The organism is Mesorhizobium sp. BR1-1-15 (genome assembly GCF_020165475.1).
Classification (GTDB): Bacteria; Pseudomonadota; Alphaproteobacteria; order Rhizobiales; family Rhizobiaceae; genus Mesorhizobium.
The window spans coordinates 72,140-89,082 of the sequence record NZ_JAIUIF010000013.1 but is presented as its reverse complement, the minus strand read 5'-3'; the positions used below and the strand labels follow the sequence as shown (position 1 = coordinate 89,082).

The window sequence follows — 16,943 nt, the reverse complement described above, 5'->3', positions numbered from 1 at the left end:
CCCCGCTTTTTACAGGGACGGCAGCCAGTCGAACCAGCCACCCTTCTTGCCTTCCGCCTCTCTCTTCAGGCGGCGTTCCTTTTTGTACTCGTCTTCGCCGAGTTCGTTTTGCGGCGCCGTGCCGGATGCGACGCGATAGGCAAGGGGCGGTTCGCTCAGATATTTGCGGGTATTCGGATCGCCCTGCTTGCTTTCGGCAAGGCGGCGCTGGATATCGGCGGCGCGGCCCTTGTCGGAATCGGCAGGCGTCCAACGCGGCGGGTGACTCGAGCCGGATTCTTCCATCGCCTTCTTCACCGAGGCCGGATCCGTCTGCACGTCGTCGACGATCTGCGACTGGTAGGACGGATCATCCTGGTGTGCGGTGGCGTCGGCGCGCAGGCGGGCACGGCGCTGCTCGGGCGATTCTGGCCATTCGGCGCTTGCGGTCTCGATGCTATCCTGTGGCGCCGGCAGCGCTTCCTTCTGACCAGGCGCCGGCTTCACCAGGGTCGGACGCGGCTTGTAATCGATGTGTTCCTTCCGCTTCGGCGCGAACGAAAAAGCGCCCGTGAGATCGCCGGCCAATTGTTCGCCGGCGGTCTTGTCGGTGCCGTAGGTCGGAGAACCGACACATCCGGACAGAGCGAGCCCCGATGCGACAAGCGGCGCCAACAGCGCGAGGCGCGCGTTAAATCTCTCGGTCATGCCAAAAAGTCCCACTCTAGACAGCCTCTCGATCGCCGCCGGCCCCAAGGTCCGGTCCCCGTGTCCAAGCACTTGCGACGAAAATCCGGCGACAATTTGTCTTCCGGAGTTTCGCGTGTTTACCTCAACCACTCGTTAAGGGCAACGCGCGGACGGATTTGCACCGACCGGCGTGGCATTTGTGCACCGATATGCCTGGCCTTCAAAGCCGACCGAGCGCCTTAAGCTCATGCAGCACGGCGGCGTCGCGCGCCGAGACATCGGGAAAGGCAGGATCCTGCCCGACATCGGCGGTGTAACGCCACGACCGCGCGCATTTGACCAGGCCGCGATCCTCGGCTTTTTCGATCACCACGGCGACGCCCTTGACGTCTTCGAGCGTGAAGGCGCCTTGTTGCACCTCGCCATGGGCGATGATGAGATCGCTGGTGATCGCCATTTCGGCCATGTCGACATCCGATATCGCCGCCTCGAGCGCCGCATCGTCGATGGTGACGACGGGAACCGCTTCCAGCGACGAGCCGATCACCTTCTGGGCACGCGCGATTTCCAGCGCACCGGTGACGACGCGGCGCACCTGCCGCACTTTACGCCATTTTTCCGCCAGCGCCTCGTTCTTCCAGTTTTCCGGGATCGCCGGGAACTGGTCGAGATGCACCGAGACGGCATCGGGGTGGCGGTCGAGCCAGGCCTCTTCCATGGTGAAGGGCAGCATCGGCGCCAGCCATCTCACCAGACAGTCGAAAAGGTGGCGCACCACCTGCACCGAGGCCTTGCGCTTCGCGCTCGACGGCGCATCGCAGTAGAGCGCGTCCTTGCGGATATCGAAATAGAAGGCCGACAGCTCGACCACCATGAAATCGAGGAGCGCACGGGTGATGCGCTTGAACTCGAAGGCATCGTAGCCCTGGCGCACCACCTCATCGAGTTCGGCGAGGCGATGCAGCATCAGCCGTTCCAGCTCCGGCATCCCTTCCAGCGGCACCTCCTCGCCATCGTCGTGGGCGAGCGTGCCCAGCATCCAGCGGATGGTGTTGCGCAGCTTGCGGTAGGCGTCGATGTTGGTTTGCAGCACGTTCTTGCCGAGGCGCTGGTCTTCCCAATAGTCGGTCGTCACCACCCACAGGCGCAGGATGTCCGCGCCGGACTGCTTGATCACGTCCTGCGGGACGACGGTGTTGCCGAGTGACTTCGACATCTTGCGGCCGTCCTCGTCCATGGTGAAACCATGGGTGACGACGGTGTTGTAAGGCGCCCTGCCCCTGGTGCCGCAGCTTTCGAGCAGTGAGGAGTGGAACCAGCCGCGATGCTGGTCGGAGCCTTCGAGATAAACGTCGGCCGGCCATTTGAGATCGGGACGATCCTCCAGCGTGAACACGTGAGTCGAGCCTGAATCAAACCAGACGTCGAGGATGTCCGTCACCTGTTTCCATCTGGAGGCATCGTGATTGCCGAGGAAACGGTCCTTGGCGCCGGCGGCGAACCAGGCATCGGCGCCCTCTTTCTCGAAAGCGTCCATGATGCGCTGGTTGACCGCCTCGTCCTGGAGCACATTGCCGTCGGCGTCGGCGAAGACCGCGATCGGCACGCCCCAGGCGCGCTGGCGCGACAGCACCCAGTCGGGCCGTTCCTCGATCATGGCGCGAATGCGGTTCTGCCCCGCCCCCGGCACGAAACGGGTGTCGTCGATCGCCTTCAGCGCACGGCTGCGCAGCGTCGTGCCGTCGCCGAGGTCCTTGTCCATGTAAACGAACCATTGCGGCGTGTTGCGGAAGATGACCGGTTTCTTCGACCGCCAGGAATGCGGATAGGAGTGTTTCAGCCGACCGCGCGCGAACAACGCGTTGCGCTTGATCAGCTCATCGATGACCGCTTGGTTGGCATTGCCCTTCTTGCCGTTGTCGTCAAGGACGCGCGCCGCGCCACCCTCACGATCCGGACCGAAGCCCGGCGCGTCCTTGGTGAAAAAGCCGGCATCGTCGACGGTGAACGGGATCGCGGTGTCGACGCCGCGCGCGCGCAGGTCCGGGGCCGCGTCCATCCAGGCGTCGAAATCCTCGCGACCATGGCCCGGCGCCGTGTGAACGAACCCGGTGCCCGCATCATCGGTGACATGGTCGCCGGCAAGCATGGGCACCGGAAACTCATAGCCGCCTTCAAGACCCTTGAAGGGATGCGAAAGCGTAAGACTTCCAAGCTCTTGCGCCGACACGCTGCGAAGACGATTCAAGGTGACTTTGGCCTTGACCGAAGCCTCTTCAGCCAGTGTATCGGCAAAGATCAGCTTTTCGCCCGGCTGCGGGCCGAAGGCGTTCTCGGCTGCCGTGACCTCGTAGAGGCCGTAGTTGATGCGCGGCGAATAGTTGACGGCACGGTTGCCGGGGATCGTCCAGGGCGTCGTCGTCCAGATGACGACGTGGGCCTGCAGCAGATCGAGAGCGCCCTCGGTCAGTGCGGCCTCTCCGTCAGCGACGGGGCGCACCAGACTGGCGACGGGGAACTTCGCCCAGATCGTATCCGACTCATAATCCTGGTATTCGATCTCGGCCTCGGCGAGCGCGGTGCGCTCGACGACACTCCACATCACCGGCTTGGAGCCGCGATAGAGCTGGCCCGACATGGCGAATTTCAACAGTTCGCCGGCGATACGCGCCTCGGCGTGGAAGGCCATGGTCGTATACGGATTCTTGAAGTCGCCGATGACGCCAAGGCGCTGGAATTCCGCCCCCTGAACGCCGATCCAGTGAGCGGCGAAATCCCGGCATTCCTTGCGGAATTCGTTGACCGGCACCTCATCCTTGTTCTTGCCCTTGGCGCGGTACTGCTCCTCGATCTTCCATTCGATCGGCAGGCCGTGGCAGTCCCAGCCGGGCACGTAATTGGCGTCGCGGCCGCGCATCTGGAAGGAGCGGTTGATGACGTCCTTGAGGATCTTGTTCAGCGCATGGCCGATATGGATGTTGCCGTTGGCATAAGGCGGGCCGTCATGCAGCACGTATTTCGGGCGACCGGCGGAGGCCTCGCGCAACTTGCGGTAGAGATCCATCTCCTGCCAGCGCTGGACCAGCACCGGCTCCTTCTCGGGCAAACCGGCACGCATCGGGAAGTCCGTCTGCGGCAGGTAAAGCGTCTTGGAATAGTCGATCGTTTCAGCTGTATCGGTCATTGATCTGCCATTGTGGATTGCCCGGCGGCAAGGGAGCTCGGGCCTGAACTATCATGATCTGGAAAAAGCGCGAGGGGTCGCGCGCAAGATTCCCGGCGGCTCCGACAGCTCTCAGGCCGTCCGGAACACCGGGCTGGTAATTCGTATCGTAATCGCGACGGAACGCGAGACCACTGTCATGGCCGCGCTTTTAAACGAGGTGGGCCAGCTTGGAAAGCCCGAACTCCAAGGCACTCGCCTTGCCGCTTGTGCCAATTGCGCATATATGTTTGGGCAAATGGCACCGGAGGCGCGTCATGTCCAATCCGCATCGCAAGGTCCACGTGCCGGCTGCCAGACGGGCCGCCCGTAAGGAGAAGGTCGAGCGTGCGCAGGATGGCTTGGTCCGGGATGCCGCAACGGGGCAATTCCTGGTCAGCTTCACCAAGGTGGAAGAACTCCGCCACCGTGGGTTCAGCAATGACGAAATCTACAAGATCGTAGGATCGCGGCGCACTTTGGCGCGCAGGAAAGAACGCAATGAGAAACTGAGTATTGCCGAGTCCGATCGCGTCATGCGCATCGAGCGCATTTCCACAATGGCGGATCGTGTTTTCGGAGACCACGAAAAAGCGCAACGTTGGTTGCGCAAACGCAGCCGGGTGCTCAACGAAGCGCCTATCACGCTCCTGCAGTCGGAAACCGGTGCTTCCCTGGTGGAAGAGGAACTGCATCGCATCGATTATGGCATTTTCGCCTGACGATGCGTCTATGGCGTATCTCCAACTTCGCCGACCTGTCCGGCCGGGGCGGCATGCTCAGCTCCGGCCGTTGGAACATCAAGGGCACCGCCATTGTGTACTGTGCGGATCATCCCGCCACGGCGCTTCTTGAAATTCTCGTTCATGTCGACGTGGAAGATTTGCCGCCCACGTTCCAGCTCCTGGAAATCGAAGTGCCTGACGGCGTCTCCATTGCCGTCCCCGATTTGCCCGAGGGCTGGAAAGACAATCCGGCCAAGACACGCGAGATTGGCAGCGATTTTGTCAGTGCCGCCAGCCATCCAGTCATGGAAGTTCCTTGCGTGATCGTTCCCTTCGCCAGAAACTATATTCTCAATCCCGCCTTGCTGGAACGCGAAGGCATCGCCATCGTCGGCACCACAAGTCATCAGATCGATACGCGATTGCTGGAATAAGGCCGATACCGGCTACATCTTGAAATCGAAGCGATAGGTCGTCGATACGCCGATCATGAACTGGTTGCGGTCGCCGCGCTCCTTGACCAGGCTGGAATCGGCGGCCGGGCCTTCGAGGCGTGAATATTCCCCGAACAGGCTGACGGTCATCGGGTCGGTCACCTTCCACGTCACCGCACCGCCAAGGCCGACCGATTTCAGGCCGCCGCCGGGATTATACTGGTTCAACCCCGAGGCCACGGCTTCCTGCGCGTCGACGCCGTAATAGGCGTCGAAATATTTGGCGGAGGCGAACGAGACGCGCGGCCCGCCAGAGATCCTGACGGTTGGCGTCACATCGTAGAAGGCGTCGGCGGCGATGTCGGCGACGAAGCCGTTATGGGCGCGGATGCCGTGCCGCAACTCGGCACGCGCACGTATCCAGTCCGTCGGATAGAATTCGAAGAAGCCGCCCACCTCGCCGCCCCAGCGGACCGGATCGAGGCCCTTCAACTCGTCGGCATCGCCATCGTCGCGCGAGAACAGGAACTTGCCGGTCAGGCCGGCGCGAACGCCGCCGTCATCGACCAGCGCCAGCGAAATGTTGTCGTTGCGTGAGGTGAAGCGGGCCGCCGGGCCAGCCTTGCCCAAGGAGATGATCGGCGAGGCGCTGAGCAGGTACTTCTTGCCGCCCTCGAAATTAGGCGCCACCATGCCAGTGGCGCCGACCGTCAGATACCAATCGCCGGACAGCCAGCCGAAGGCGCCCTCGCCGGCATCGGCCGCACCTGAGGTAGCCAGCATGACGGTAGCCAAGGCTGCAGAAATTTTCCCGACCGGACTCATGACTACCCCATTAGCACGATACGACTGTCTTTCGGTCACAGCTTTGAAGAGGCTTTGGTAAAATTTGATTTAAGGTCGAGACGTCCGGCTCGCATTGCTCACCATCCGGCCGCCGTCGGCTGGACGCGGGTCGGCACCAAGGGTAACTTCATTCCCTGCTGGCGGTCCTCGATGGAGGTGGCGACATGACCTTGCACGGCGATGCACTGAAGAACGCGATCGGACAGACGCGAGCAAAGTGGGGGTGGTTTGTTGGCCTGGGCGTGTTGCTGCTGATCCTCGGCGGCATTGCGTTCGGCAACCTCTTCATTGCCACGGTGGCTTCCGTCTATGTCGTGGGGTGGCTGATGCTGGTGGCCGGCATCATCGAGATCATGCATGCCTTCGGGGTCAAGACGTGGGGCCGCTTCTTCTACTGGCTGCTCAGCGGATTGCTCTACGCGGTCGCGGGCTTTTTCGCCTTCGACAACCCGCTGCTGGCCTCGGCGGTGCTGACCTTCCTGCTGGCCGTCGCGCTCGTCGCTTCCGGCGTGCTGCGCGCCTGGGTCGGCTACAGCCACCGGCCTGAGCGCGGCTGGGGCTGGATCGTCGCGGCCGGCGCCATCAGCGCGATCGCAGGATTGATCATAGCCATGGGCTGGCCGGTCAACAGCGTATGGGTGCTCGGCCTGTTCCTGGCAATCGACCTGATCTTCCAGGGCTGGACCTTCATCGCCGTCGGTCTGGCGCTGAAAAAGTAACGTCTGATTCGAGCATGATCTAACCCGAAAACCGGACCATGCTTCAAAAAGCCATGGCCGCGTCGAGTTGCGAAAGTGGCTTGACGCCGGCCAGCAGTGCTCTCGCCTCAGCCTCGTCGCGCTTCATCTGCGCGACCAGCGCATCAAGCCCGTCGAACTTCACCTCGCTGCGCAGGTAACCGAAGAACGACACCTGGCAGATCTCGCCATAGAGGTCACCGGAAAAATCGAAGACGAAGGTTTCCAGAAGCGGCGCGCCATCATCGTCGACGGTCGGACGGCGGCCAAAGCTGGCAACGCCATCATGCAGCCTTCCGTCGGCGCTGCGAAAGCGAACGGCATAGATGCCTTCCCTGAGGGTGGCCTCGGCGGGAAGCCTCATGTTGGCGGTCGGAAAGCCGAGCGTTCGCCCCAGTTTCTGGCCGCCCACGACTTCGCTCTCCACCGTGAAGCGATAGCCGAGCAGGCCGGCGGCCTCGGCCACCGCGCCTTCGCAAAGCAAGGCGCGGATGCGGCTCGATGAAACCACCTCGGCGCTTTCGTCCCGAAATGCATCGACCAGCGTGACGCCGAAGCCATGGCGCTCGCCAGCCGCCATCAGATAGGCCGGCCCGCCCTGGCGGTCCTTGCCGAAATGGAAATCGAAGCCGGTCACGGCATGGGTGATGCCAAGCGTTCTCTCAAGCACGTCGGTCACGAAGGCTTCCGCCGATAGCGAGGCGAAGTCGCGCGTGAAAGGCTGTTCGACGAGCGCGGCAAAGCCCAGCAGCGACAGGAGCCGCGCCTTCATCGGCGGCGGCGTCAGCACGAACAGCGGTATCTCGGGCCTGAATATCTTTCGCGGGTGCGGTTCGAAAGTCAGCACCAGCGCCGGCACGCCACGCCGCCGCGCCTCCGCCAATGCCCGTTCGAGCACCGCCTGATGACCGCGATGGACACCGTCGAAATTGCCGATCGCGACAACGCCGCCGCGCAAATCGGCGGGCAGCGGAGCGGTTGCCGAAAGGTGCTGGAAAGCGTCCATCGCCATCTACCGCAGCCTGGGAATGACGGCCACTGGATGATAGGCGTGCCTGTCAAGAAACGCGGCGAGCCTTGCGGGATCCGGTTGCGATGCATCGCCATAGTCGCGGGCATGAATGCCGCCTGAGACATAGAGAACGTCGAAACCGTTGTCGGCGGCGCCCTTGATATCGGTCAGCATGCCGTCGCCGATGGCCAGCACCTGGCGGCGCTCGACCGGCCGGCCAAGGATCTCCGCCACCTCCCTCATCGCCACATCATAGACGGGCGCATAAGGCTTTCCGGCTATCAGCGTGCGGCCGCCGAGCTGCGCGTAGTCGCGCGCCAGGGCGCCGGCGCACCAGATGATGCGTTCGCCGCGCTCGACCATGATATCCGGATTGGCGCAGATGAAAGGCAGGTTCCTGGCGCGCAACCGCCGCAGCAGCCCCGCATAATCTTCGGGCTTCTCCACTTCGTCATCGAACAGGCCGGTGCAGACGACGCCGGATGCCTCGAACTCCTCGACGAGATCGACGTCGAGCCCGTCATAGAGGGTCAAGTCTCGCTCGGCGCCGACATGGAAGATCTTTCGCGGGCCTTCCACGATCAGGTCGCGGGTCACGTCGCCCGAGGTGACCACGCGGTCGTAGGCCGATGGGGGAACGCCGATGACGTTCATCTGGGCCACGACGTCGGCGCTGCGGCGCGGCGAATTGGTGATCAGGACGACGGGAATGCCGGTCGCACGTGCTGCCGCCAGCGCCGACGCAGCCGCGGGAAAATGCCTTTCGCCATTGTGCACCACGCCCCAGACATCGCAGAGAATGGCCGAATAGTTCTTCGACAGGTCTTCGAGCGAACCGATGATGTCAGGCGAGGCCGCCATGCCGTATCCTTCAGTCATAATCGTTGCGGTGCCGCAGCCGACGGTTCGCCGCAGCCGGTTGGAATTATCCGAACCGGCCCAGCCTGTCACCAGCTTTCGCCCGCCTGTACCGGCATCCACCACCGTTCACTGGTTGGTTAACGAGCTTTGAAAGTGCAGGCTGACCTTGGATATATTCCAGAAACCTGAAATTTAACGATTTATGACACCGTCCCCACTGACTATCGATTTGGCGGGGCAGCTGTGACAATGATCCGAAGATTCGGACGCGACCGGCGTGGCAATTATGCGCTGATGACCGTGCTCGCCATGGTGCCGCTGATGGGCGCCGTGGCGATCGCCGTCGACTATACGGAAATGGTGGGCCAAAGGCAAAACGCCTTGAACGCCTTGGACGCGGCCGGCTTCGCCACGGCCCAGCAGATCGTTGCCGGCGCCAGCGACGCCGACGCGGTGGCCTATGCCAAGAATTTCTTCGAAACCAATCTCGCGCATATCGATCCGGCCAACACCACGCTGGCCGTGACGCTGCCCAACAACAACACAGGCGGCGGGACGCTGAAGCTCTGCGCGACCTTGGTCTACAAGCCCTATTTCGAGCCGACGGCTAAACTACTGCTGGGCGGCAGCGTCGGCAGCACCGATATCGGCTTCAGCACCTGCTCCGAAGTGCGCCTGAAGAACACGCTGGAAGTGTCGCTGGTGCTTGATAATTCCGGTTCGATGAAGGAGCTCGGCAAAGGCTCGAACAAGGTGCGGTTCGACCTTCTCAAGAGCGCCGCCAAGCAGTTGGTCGACCAGTTGGCCGGCCAGGCCCAGCAGATGAGGCAGGTCACCAAGCCGGTCCAGTTCAGCCTCGTTCCCTTTGCCGCCTCGGTGAATGTCGGTCCGGGCAACGGCTCGGCGGCGTGGATGGACACGACCGGCATATCGCCGATCCATCATGAGAATTTCGACTGGACAAACACGATGACCCAGATGAAATCTCCATGGGGATCGACCAAATACGCAGAGAACATTGCCGGCATCTGGTACGCGAAAGGCACCGGCTGGGACGCGAGCCAGAAAGACCAGCCACTGACCCGGTTCTCGATCTACAAACAGATGAAACGCATTTCAGCGTGCAGTCTCAAGAATTGGGACGGTACCTGTGCATCGAACGCGACCTTCACCTATGCGCCGGTCGCGAGTTGGGGTGGCTGCGTCGAGTCGCGCCCATATCCATACAATATCCAGGACACAGCTGCATCGACGACACTGCCTGCAACGCTTTTCGTGCCTATGTTCGCGCCCGACGAAACCGACCGCGTCGATAGCTCTTCAAGGCCAGCCAATAACAATTGGGATGTCGACGCCCCAGTGAGTTCAACCGCGTCCGATGCCGCACGCCAGCGCTATATGCCAAAATATTTCGACTGGGTGAACAAGGTCACGCCGGCCTACGGCATGGACGCCGGGCCGAACACAAGCTGCAGCACGACGGCAATCACGCCACTGACCGATGTTTCCACGACAGCCGGCGCAACTTTGATCAAGAACGCCATCGATGCCATGGCCGACGACGGCGCCACCAACGTGCCGGAAGGCATGGCCTGGGGCTGGCGGACCCTTTCCAGCACGGCACCCTTCACCGAGGGCCGGCCCGAAACGGAAAGAGGCAACGACAAGGTGCTGATCGTGCTGACCGACGGCGCCAACACCTACTACACGCCGACCTCGGTGACGGCGCAGACCTACTCTGGAACCAATTGGAATTCTGGCGGTAACGACCTGGCTGGCAGCAAGGCGATCTATTCGGCTCTCGGTTACGTCGTCCCCTACAGCAACGGCTACAGCTACGGCCGCATGTTCCTCGGAACGGATGTCACCAAGGACGACTACAGCAACGCCAACTACACCAAAGCGATGAACGAGCATTTCACTGCGCTGTGTAACAACGCCAAGGCCGCCGGGGTCATGGTCATGACCATCGCGCTTGATCTGGACGCCACCAAGACGGCGGAGAAAACGCAGATGGATGCGCTGAAGGCCTGTTCTTCGGATTCCCGCTTCAGCAAGGACAAGACCGATCCGAGCAAGCCGATGAAGCTGTTCTGGAATTCGACGGGCGCAACGCTGTCCGACGATTTCAAGGCGATCGGCAACGAGCTGTCCAACCTGCGCATCGTCAGCTGATCCGACGAATTCCACGTCGACGCCCTGCATCCGGCGGGGTGTCGTGTTTTGGAGGCACCGGGGGCCGCTCCAGATTGGTTAGTGCTTGGTGAAGCGCGAACCAAGCAATCGAGCGGTTTCCCAAACCCGTCCTTCAGCGTTTTGTGGAAAGCTGGCGTCGATCGAGAATCCGCCGGCGGGGGCCGCTGCAAGACATGCGTGAAATCTGGCGTCAGTTCCGCCGCGACAGGCGCGGCAACTATGCTCTCATGACGGCCTTCGCGATGGTCCCGCTGATGGGCGGGCTGGCGCTCGCGGTCGACTTCACGGAAATGAACCGCCAAAAGCAGACGGTGTTGAACGCGCTCGACGCCGCCAACTTCGCCACGGCACGCCGCCTGACGGAAGGCGCCACCGACGACCAGCTGAGGGCCTATGCGCTCGACTTCTTCAACGCCAATCTGAACGATGTGGATGCCGCCAACACGACGCTCAACCTCACTTTGCCCAGCAACGCCGCTGGCGGCGGAACAATGAAGCTTTGCGGCACCTTGACCTATAATCCTTACTTCCTGCCAACGGCGAAGATACTGCTCGGCGGCACCGGCGCCACCAATATCGGCTTCACCGCGTGCTCGGAGGTGCGGCTGAAGAACACGCTCGAAGTGGCGCTGGTGCTCGACAATTCCGGATCGATGGTCACGCCCGGAACCGGCTCGGGGCAGAAGCGCATCGATCTCCTCAAGACCGCGGCGAAGCAGTTGGTCGACACGCTTGCCCAGCAGGCCGCGATGATCAAGCAGGTCGACAAGCCGGTGCAGTTCGGCCTCGTACCCTTTGCCGCCTCGGTCAATGTCGGTCCTGGCAATGGCAATGCGTCCTGGATGGACACCGAGGGCCTGTCACCGGTGTCGAACGAGAATTTCGACTGGTCGACGCTGAACGCCGCCAACAAATACGCCCAGCAGACCAACGGCATCTGGTACAAACGCGGCACCGGCTGGGGCGACGAGGAAGGCCAGATGCTGACCCGGTTTTCGCTCTACCGCGACATGAAGGTCGTCACCAGCCATGAGCGTGTTAAAAACAGCAAGCACGTTGTTTGTGCTGAATACAACTGGAACAATACCTGCAAGCGCAGTTACGACGCATACGACTATGTCGATTCCTACGGTCCGTTCGCCAGCTGGCAAGGCTGTGTCGAAGCCCGGCCCTACCCCTACAATGTCAACGACGCCCCGCCGTCCGGCGGCTCGGCCAACACCGGGATAGGCGTGGGCGATCCGGCGACGATGTTCGTGCCGATGTTCGCCCCGGATGAACCCGGCAATCACTGGAAGATCACCCAGGATCCCAACGAAGCCGCACCAAAGACCTACGGCGCCATCAACAGCTGGTGGAACGACGATCCTTCGAGCAGCAGCGGCCAAGCCCGGCTGCGCAACATGACCAAGTATTTCCAGCCGCGGCCGATCGATGCACCGGTATTGCCCGCAGGCAACGGCCCGAACTACAGTTGCACTACCAACCCGATCACGCCGCTGACCGACGTCAGCGTCGCCGATGGGCTCGCTACGATCAAAGCCGCGATCGACCTGATGCAGCCGGATGGCGGCACCAATGTTCCCGAGGGCATGGGCTGGGGCTGGCGGGTGGTCTCGAGCGGCGAGCCGTTCACGCAGGGGCGCCCGGAAACAGAAAAAGGCAACGACAAGGTGGTGATCGTGCTGACCGACGGCGCCAACACCTATTACACGCCTTCCTCGCTCAGTTATTCCGACCCCGCCGATTCGAAGTCGACCTACGCGTCCTACGGCTATCTCAAGCCCGGCTATGCCGGCACCTCGGTCGGGCGCCTGTTCATGGGTACATCCAGCGCCATCGGCCAGTTCGACTATTCGAACGGCAATTACACCAGCGCGCTCAACGAGCAGATGACGACGCTTTGCAACAACGCCAAGGCGGCCGACATCATGGTGATGACGGTGGCTCTCGACCTGTCCACGACCAAGACCACCGACAAGAACGCCATCGATGCGCTGAAATCATGCTCGTCGGACTCGCGCTTCCGCAAGGACCCGGCGGATCCGAGCAAACCCGCCAAGCTGTTCTGGAATGCGACGGGCGCCAGCCTGTCGAACGATTTCAAGGAAATCGGCAACGAATTGTCGAACCTGCGCGTGGTCGGTTAACTGGACTCTGGCGCAACGCCTGACGCCGCCAAGCCCTTGTGGGCGCCTGCCGCAACAGGCACATAATGCCGCACGCTGGATCGCATCCATCGCGGCACGCCTGGGACGAACAATGCCCGATACCGCCAACCACCTCGCCTTCGCGCTGGTCTGCCTGGGCATGGTGCTGACGCCGGGTCCAAACATGATCTACCTGATCTCGCGCTCCCTGTCGCAAGGGCCGAAGGCCGGGTTGATCTCGCTTGGCGGGGTCGCCGTCGGTTTTCTCTTCTATGTGCTGTCGGCGGCATTCGGAATCACGGCGCTGCTGCTGGCCGTGCCCTTCGCCTATGACGCGCTGCGCTTTGCCGGCGTGCTCTATCTCCTGTGGCTGGCCTGGCAGGCCGTGAAGCCGGGCGGACGCTCGCCATTCCAGGTGCGCGACCTGCCGAAAGACGGGCCGCGCAAGCTGTTCGCCATGGGCCTGATGACCAATCTGCTCAATCCGAAGGTGGCGGTGCTCTATTTGTCGCTGCTGCCGCAATTCATCAGCATTGGCAAAGGCCATGTCCTGTCTCAGCTTCTTGTGCTCGGCGCGACGCAGATTTCGATCAGCCTGACCGTGAATGCCATCATCGCGGTGACGGCCGGCTCGATCGCCGCGTTTCTCGCCGGGCGGCCTTTGTGGCTGGTCATCCAGCGCTGGATGATGGGAGGCGTGCTGACGGCGCTGGCGCTGAAGATGGCGACCGACGCACAGCGCTGAGGGCGGCGGTCCCGGCGTTGGTCTACATCGGCCGCCTTGTCTGCTGGGTCCGCTCCGGTTCCACCACCTTGCGGTAGAGGTGCCAGGTGGCATGGCCAAGGATAGGCATAACGACCGCGAGCCCGGCAAACAGCGGGATCGAACCGATCACCAGCAGCACCGCGACCGTCAGGCCCCAAAGAGCCATCTGCAGCGGATTTGCCATCACCGCCCGCGCCGAGGTTTCTATGGCCGAAACGGCGCCGACGTCACGGTCGAGCAGCAGCGGGAAGGCGACGACAGTGGTGGCCAACACGATCACGGCGAAAACGAAGCCGGCGGCGTTGCCGAGAAGGATCAACGTCCAGCCTTTGCTGGTCGTCAGCACGTCGCGGACAAAGGCGCCGATCGAAGCCGGCGGCTGGTCGCCGAACAGGCTGGTGTAGATCGACTGCGCGGTGAACAGCCACAACAGGAACAGCACGAACAGCATGATGCCGATGACCGCGATCGAAGGCACCGCCGGCGAGTGGCGGACATCGAGGGCATGTCGCCAGTTGGTGTTCATGCCGAGCTCGCGCCGGCGGCTGATCTCGTAGAGGCCGAGCGCGGCGAAAGGGCCGACAAGGGCGAAACCCGACATCAAGGGATAGACGAGCTGAATGGCGTTGGAGCCAGACGTCCACTGCGTCAGGATCAGGCCGACGATGGGATAGATCAGGCACAGGAAAACGTAGTGAGACGGTTTTGCCCAGAAATCCTCGGCACCGAGCCGCAGCGCATCCCAGAGGTCCGATGTGGTGATGTGGCGCACCGTGGGCTGCACATGCATACCACGCGCGTCCGCCATGACATGAAAGCTGGCCATAAGCTTCCTCCCGTTGTCGGGGGCGGTCACCACCGTGATGGCCGCCCGTAGCTGCCACTAGTAGATGTAACAGCATACCCGATTTGCCAGGGGCTGTCGCCAAATCGATGGTTCCGGACAGGCTATCACGGGATTGTCATCGCTGCCCGGCAGAAGCCGCGCGATCTTCGGCATCGGATTTCCCGGACGATGGGCCATTCGGAGCTGGATGGCCAAACGCAACGCTTGAAGACTACGCGGTGCGATCAGCGAAGGCCAAGGCATCAATTTCCTCGCCAGTTTCTTCGGCTTGCCCGTCAAAAGCCATGATCGCGACTATGCAGGCAGGAATGAGCATTGTCATCGACCTCCCTCCAGAACCGCGCCGGACAAGGCGCTCCTTGCTGATCGGCCTTGCGGCCATTGCCGGGCTTGCTGCTTGCAGCACCGTTTCCGTGCCCACCGGTGAGGGCGCAGGTGTCTCTTCCTCCGCCACGGCCACCCTGGCCAACTTGCGCGCCGCGGCCGGGCGGAGTCCGCTGACCGCGGACACCCAGCTCGAACAGGCGGCGTTGCAGCAGGCCGGCTACATGGCGTCGCGGACGCGCATGAGCCACACCACCGGCTGGGGCAAGGATTTCGCCTCGCGCATGAAGGACAATGGCGTGCACGGCGCTGCGGCCGAGAACATCGCCGAAGGCCGCTTCGACCAGCAGAAACTGTTCGATATCTGGATGCATTCGACCGGCCACCGGCGCAACATACTCGACCCGGACTTCAGTCGTTTCGGGCTTGCCTATGTCCGCGACGGCCGCGACCCCGGCCTCCGCTACTGGGCCCTGGTGCTCGGAAGGTAGCAAAGCCATCGCCGGCAGCGGCATCGCCGGCAGCGGACAGCCGTCGGCGAATATCAATCCATATGTGCCGCCGGCGCGCCGCCAGCCGGCGCCGTCTTCGGCTTGCGCAGCAGGATCACGAACGGAATGGCGGCCAGCGTCATTATCATCAGGATTTTGAAGTCGTTGACGTAGGAGATCATCATCGCCTGGATGTTCACCATCCTGTCGACCTGGGACAATGCCATCTGGTCGCCGCCGGCCGCCGCCGGCGAAACCGCCCACAGATTGGGGTTGAACGGATTGATAAAGGTGGAAAGCTCGGCGTGATTTATCTGTGTGTTGCGCACCATGAGCACCGTCACGACCGATACGCCGATGGACGAGCCGAGGTTGCGCACAAGGCTGAACAAAGCCGTGGCATCGGTGCGGAAGCGCACGTCAAGCGTGGCGAAGGCCACCGTCGACAGCGGCACGAATACCATTCCCATTCCCAGGCCCTGGATGATGCCTGAAGTGATGATCAGCCAGTTGTCCATCTGGGGCGAGAAGCCGGCCATCGTGTAGAGCGACTGCGCGGTCAGGAGGAAGCCGATGACGACGAGGATTCTGGCGTCGACCTTGCTCATGAGCCGGCCGACGACGAGCATCGAGATCATCGTCCCCACGCCGCGCGGCCCGATCACGATGCCGATGGTGATGGTCGGATAGCCGAAGATGGTCGACAGCATCGGCGGCAGCAGCGACATGCTCGCCAGGATGAGCACGCCCATGACGAAGATGAACGCCAGCCCGGTCACGAAATTGCGGTCGAGGAAGATCTTGGGGTCGATGAAGGGATGCTCTGCCGTCATCGTGTGGATGATGAACACCCAGAAGCCGGTTATCGAAAGGCCAAGCTCGATCCAGATCTCGACCGACGAGAACCAGTCGACCTCGCCACCACGATCGAGCAGCAGCTGCAGAGCGCCGACGCCGAGCGATATCATGGCGAAGCCGAAGAAATCGAAGCTTCGCACCCGCCGCGCAATGGCCGGCAGATAAGCGGCCATGCCGAGGAAGGCGACGATGCCGACCGGCAGGTTGATAAAGAACACCCAGCGCCAGCTGAAATTCTCGGTCAGCCAGCCACCAAGCGTCGGACCCAGGATCGGCCCCAGCATGATGCCGGCGCCCCAGATGGCCATTGCCTGGCCGTGACGTTCCTTCGGGTTGATGTCGAGCAGGAAGGTCTGCGACAGCGGTACGATCGCGGCGCCGAACACGCCTTGCATGAGCCGGAACAACACGATGGTTTCAAGGCTCCAGGCCAGGCCGCACAGCATCGAGAAGATGGTGAAGCCGACCACCGCCGTCAGGAACAGTTCCTTGCGGCCGAAACGGTCTGCAAGCCAGCCGGTGACCGGCGTCATGATCGCCGCCGCCACGATGTAGGAGGTCAGCACCCAGTTGATGTTGTCGGGCGAGGCGCCGAGATCGCCGGTCATGGTCGGCAGCGCGACGTTGGCGATCGTGGTGTCGAGCGCCTGCATGATCGTCGCCAGCATGAGCGCAACCGTGATCAGGCCACGATGCGGCACTTCTTTGAAAGGTTCTGGCGTGCTCATGATGCGGAACTTCCAGCCGGTAACAAAAACGTGTACACAGGGTTTCCGGGCGGCAAAGCCTTCCGTTGAGAGACCCTCATCGCGGTGGGACGCGATT

The 16,943-nt window shown here is 62.4% G+C and carries 14 protein-coding genes; 7 read left to right on the top strand and 7 right to left on the bottom strand.

What is annotated here, in order from left to right; genetic code table 11:
• Positions 1-9 precede the first annotated feature (9 nt).
• Positions 10-687 carry a hypothetical protein gene (locus tag LB541_RS21165; RefSeq protein WP_140494227.1) on the bottom strand — a complete coding sequence of 226 codons (678 nt, stop codon included), beginning with the start codon at positions 685-687 and terminating at the stop codon, positions 10-12.
• Positions 688-889: 202 nt separating this feature from the next.
• Complete coding sequence (gene ileS, locus LB541_RS21160; protein ID WP_224619509.1) at positions 890-3,853, bottom strand: isoleucine--tRNA ligase; 2,964 nt, start codon at positions 3,851-3,853, stop codon at positions 890-892.
• 296 nt (positions 3,854-4,149) lie between these two features.
• On the opposite strand from ileS, the gene LB541_RS21155 reads away from it, so the two are divergent.
• Positions 4,150-4,593, top strand: coding sequence for an antitoxin Xre/MbcA/ParS toxin-binding domain-containing protein (locus tag LB541_RS21155; protein WP_140494231.1), 444 nt, complete (start codon positions 4,150-4,152; stop codon positions 4,591-4,593).
• Between the two features lie 2 nt (positions 4,594-4,595).
• Entirely contained in the window at positions 4,596-5,030 is a 435-nt protein-coding gene (locus tag LB541_RS21150) for an RES family NAD+ phosphorylase (protein WP_140494233.1), read from the top strand.
• Positions 5,031-5,042: 12 nt separating this feature from the next.
• On the opposite strand, the gene LB541_RS21145 is transcribed toward LB541_RS21150, so the two are convergent.
• Positions 5,043-5,813 (bottom strand): MipA/OmpV family protein, encoded by a 771-nt coding sequence (locus LB541_RS21145; RefSeq protein WP_224619508.1) that lies wholly within the window; start codon positions 5,811-5,813, stop codon positions 5,043-5,045.
• A 227-nt stretch (positions 5,814-6,040) separates the two neighbouring features.
• Between LB541_RS21145 and LB541_RS21140 the strand changes: the two genes are divergently transcribed.
• Positions 6,041-6,595 carry an HdeD family acid-resistance protein gene (locus tag LB541_RS21140; protein WP_140494237.1) on the top strand — a complete coding sequence of 185 codons (555 nt, stop codon included), beginning with the start codon at positions 6,041-6,043 and terminating at the stop codon, positions 6,593-6,595.
• A gap of 43 nt (positions 6,596-6,638) precedes the next feature.
• Here the strand turns inward: LB541_RS21140 and LB541_RS21135 are convergent, their stop codons facing one another.
• Both LB541_RS21135 and LB541_RS21130 read right to left on the bottom strand, forming a co-directional pair.
• Complete coding sequence (locus LB541_RS21135; protein WP_224619547.1) at positions 6,639-7,619, bottom strand: bifunctional riboflavin kinase/FAD synthetase; 981 nt, start codon at positions 7,617-7,619, stop codon at positions 6,639-6,641.
• Positions 7,620-7,625: 6 nt separating this feature from the next.
• Complete coding sequence (locus LB541_RS21130) at positions 7,626-8,486, bottom strand: TIGR01459 family HAD-type hydrolase (RefSeq protein WP_224619546.1); 861 nt, start codon at positions 8,484-8,486, stop codon at positions 7,626-7,628.
• Between the two features lie 249 nt (positions 8,487-8,735).
• Between LB541_RS21130 and LB541_RS21125 the strand changes: the two genes are divergently transcribed.
• From LB541_RS21125 to LB541_RS21115, 3 genes are all read left to right on the top strand, one after another.
• Positions 8,736-10,661, top strand: a complete 1,926-nt coding sequence (locus LB541_RS21125) for a pilus assembly protein (RefSeq protein WP_224619507.1) — start codon at positions 8,736-8,738, stop codon at positions 10,659-10,661.
• 194 nt (positions 10,662-10,855) lie between these two features.
• Positions 10,856-12,832, top strand: a complete 1,977-nt coding sequence (locus LB541_RS21120; protein WP_224619506.1) for a TadE/TadG family type IV pilus assembly protein — start codon at positions 10,856-10,858, stop codon at positions 12,830-12,832.
• A gap of 112 nt (positions 12,833-12,944) precedes the next feature.
• Complete coding sequence (locus LB541_RS21115; protein WP_140494241.1) at positions 12,945-13,577, top strand: LysE family translocator; 633 nt, start codon at positions 12,945-12,947, stop codon at positions 13,575-13,577.
• Positions 13,578-13,599: 22 nt separating this feature from the next.
• On the opposite strand, the gene LB541_RS21110 is transcribed toward LB541_RS21115, so the two are convergent.
• Entirely contained in the window at positions 13,600-14,424 is an 825-nt protein-coding gene (locus LB541_RS21110) for a DUF2189 domain-containing protein (RefSeq protein ID WP_140515546.1), read from the bottom strand.
• A gap of 329 nt (positions 14,425-14,753) precedes the next feature.
• Between LB541_RS21110 and LB541_RS21105 the strand changes: the two genes are divergently transcribed.
• The gene (locus LB541_RS21105) at positions 14,754-15,260 is read left to right on the top strand and encodes a CAP domain-containing protein (RefSeq protein ID WP_140557109.1); all 507 of its coding nucleotides are present in this window, start codon (positions 14,754-14,756) and stop codon (positions 15,258-15,260) included.
• Between the two features lie 53 nt (positions 15,261-15,313).
• On the opposite strand, the gene LB541_RS21100 is transcribed toward LB541_RS21105, so the two are convergent.
• Positions 15,314-16,846: a DHA2 family efflux MFS transporter permease subunit gene (locus LB541_RS21100; protein ID WP_140494247.1), complete on the bottom strand. Its 1,533-nt coding sequence runs from the start codon at positions 16,844-16,846 to the stop codon at positions 15,314-15,316.
• Positions 16,847-16,943 lie beyond the last annotated feature (97 nt).

Bases quoted from the DNA above. Each gene is read 5' to 3' on its own strand.
- LB541_RS21140 (WP_140494237.1), top strand. From the start codon at position 6,041: ATGACCTTGCACGGCGATGCACTGAAGAACGCGATCGGACAGACGCGA.
- LB541_RS21165 (WP_140494227.1), bottom strand. From the start codon at position 687: ATGACCGAGAGATTTAACGCGCGCCTCGCGCTGTTGGCGCCGCTTGTC.
- LB541_RS21150 (WP_140494233.1), top strand. From the start codon at position 4,596: ATGCGTCTATGGCGTATCTCCAACTTCGCCGACCTGTCCGGCCGGGGC.
- LB541_RS21120 (WP_224619506.1), top strand. From the start codon at position 10,856: ATGCGTGAAATCTGGCGTCAGTTCCGCCGCGACAGGCGCGGCAACTAT.
- ileS (WP_224619509.1), bottom strand. From the start codon at position 3,853: ATGACCGATACAGCTGAAACGATCGACTATTCCAAGACGCTTTACCTG.
- LB541_RS21155 (WP_140494231.1), top strand. From the start codon at position 4,150: ATGTCCAATCCGCATCGCAAGGTCCACGTGCCGGCTGCCAGACGGGCC.
- LB541_RS21145 (WP_224619508.1), bottom strand. From the start codon at position 5,813: ATGCTGGCTACCTCAGGTGCGGCCGATGCCGGCGAGGGCGCCTTCGGC.
- LB541_RS21130 (WP_224619546.1), bottom strand. From the start codon at position 8,486: ATGGCGGCCTCGCCTGACATCATCGGTTCGCTCGAAGACCTGTCGAAG.
- LB541_RS21110 (WP_140515546.1), bottom strand. From the start codon at position 14,424: ATGGCCAGCTTTCATGTCATGGCGGACGCGCGTGGTATGCATGTGCAG.
- LB541_RS21115 (WP_140494241.1), top strand. From the start codon at position 12,945: ATGCCCGATACCGCCAACCACCTCGCCTTCGCGCTGGTCTGCCTGGGC.
- LB541_RS21100 (WP_140494247.1), bottom strand. From the start codon at position 16,846: ATGAGCACGCCAGAACCTTTCAAAGAAGTGCCGCATCGTGGCCTGATC.
- LB541_RS21105 (WP_140557109.1), top strand. From the start codon at position 14,754: ATGAGCATTGTCATCGACCTCCCTCCAGAACCGCGCCGGACAAGGCGC.
- LB541_RS21125 (WP_224619507.1), top strand. From the start codon at position 8,736: ATGATCCGAAGATTCGGACGCGACCGGCGTGGCAATTATGCGCTGATG.
- LB541_RS21135 (WP_224619547.1), bottom strand. From the start codon at position 7,619: ATGGACGCTTTCCAGCACCTTTCGGCAACCGCTCCGCTGCCCGCCGAT.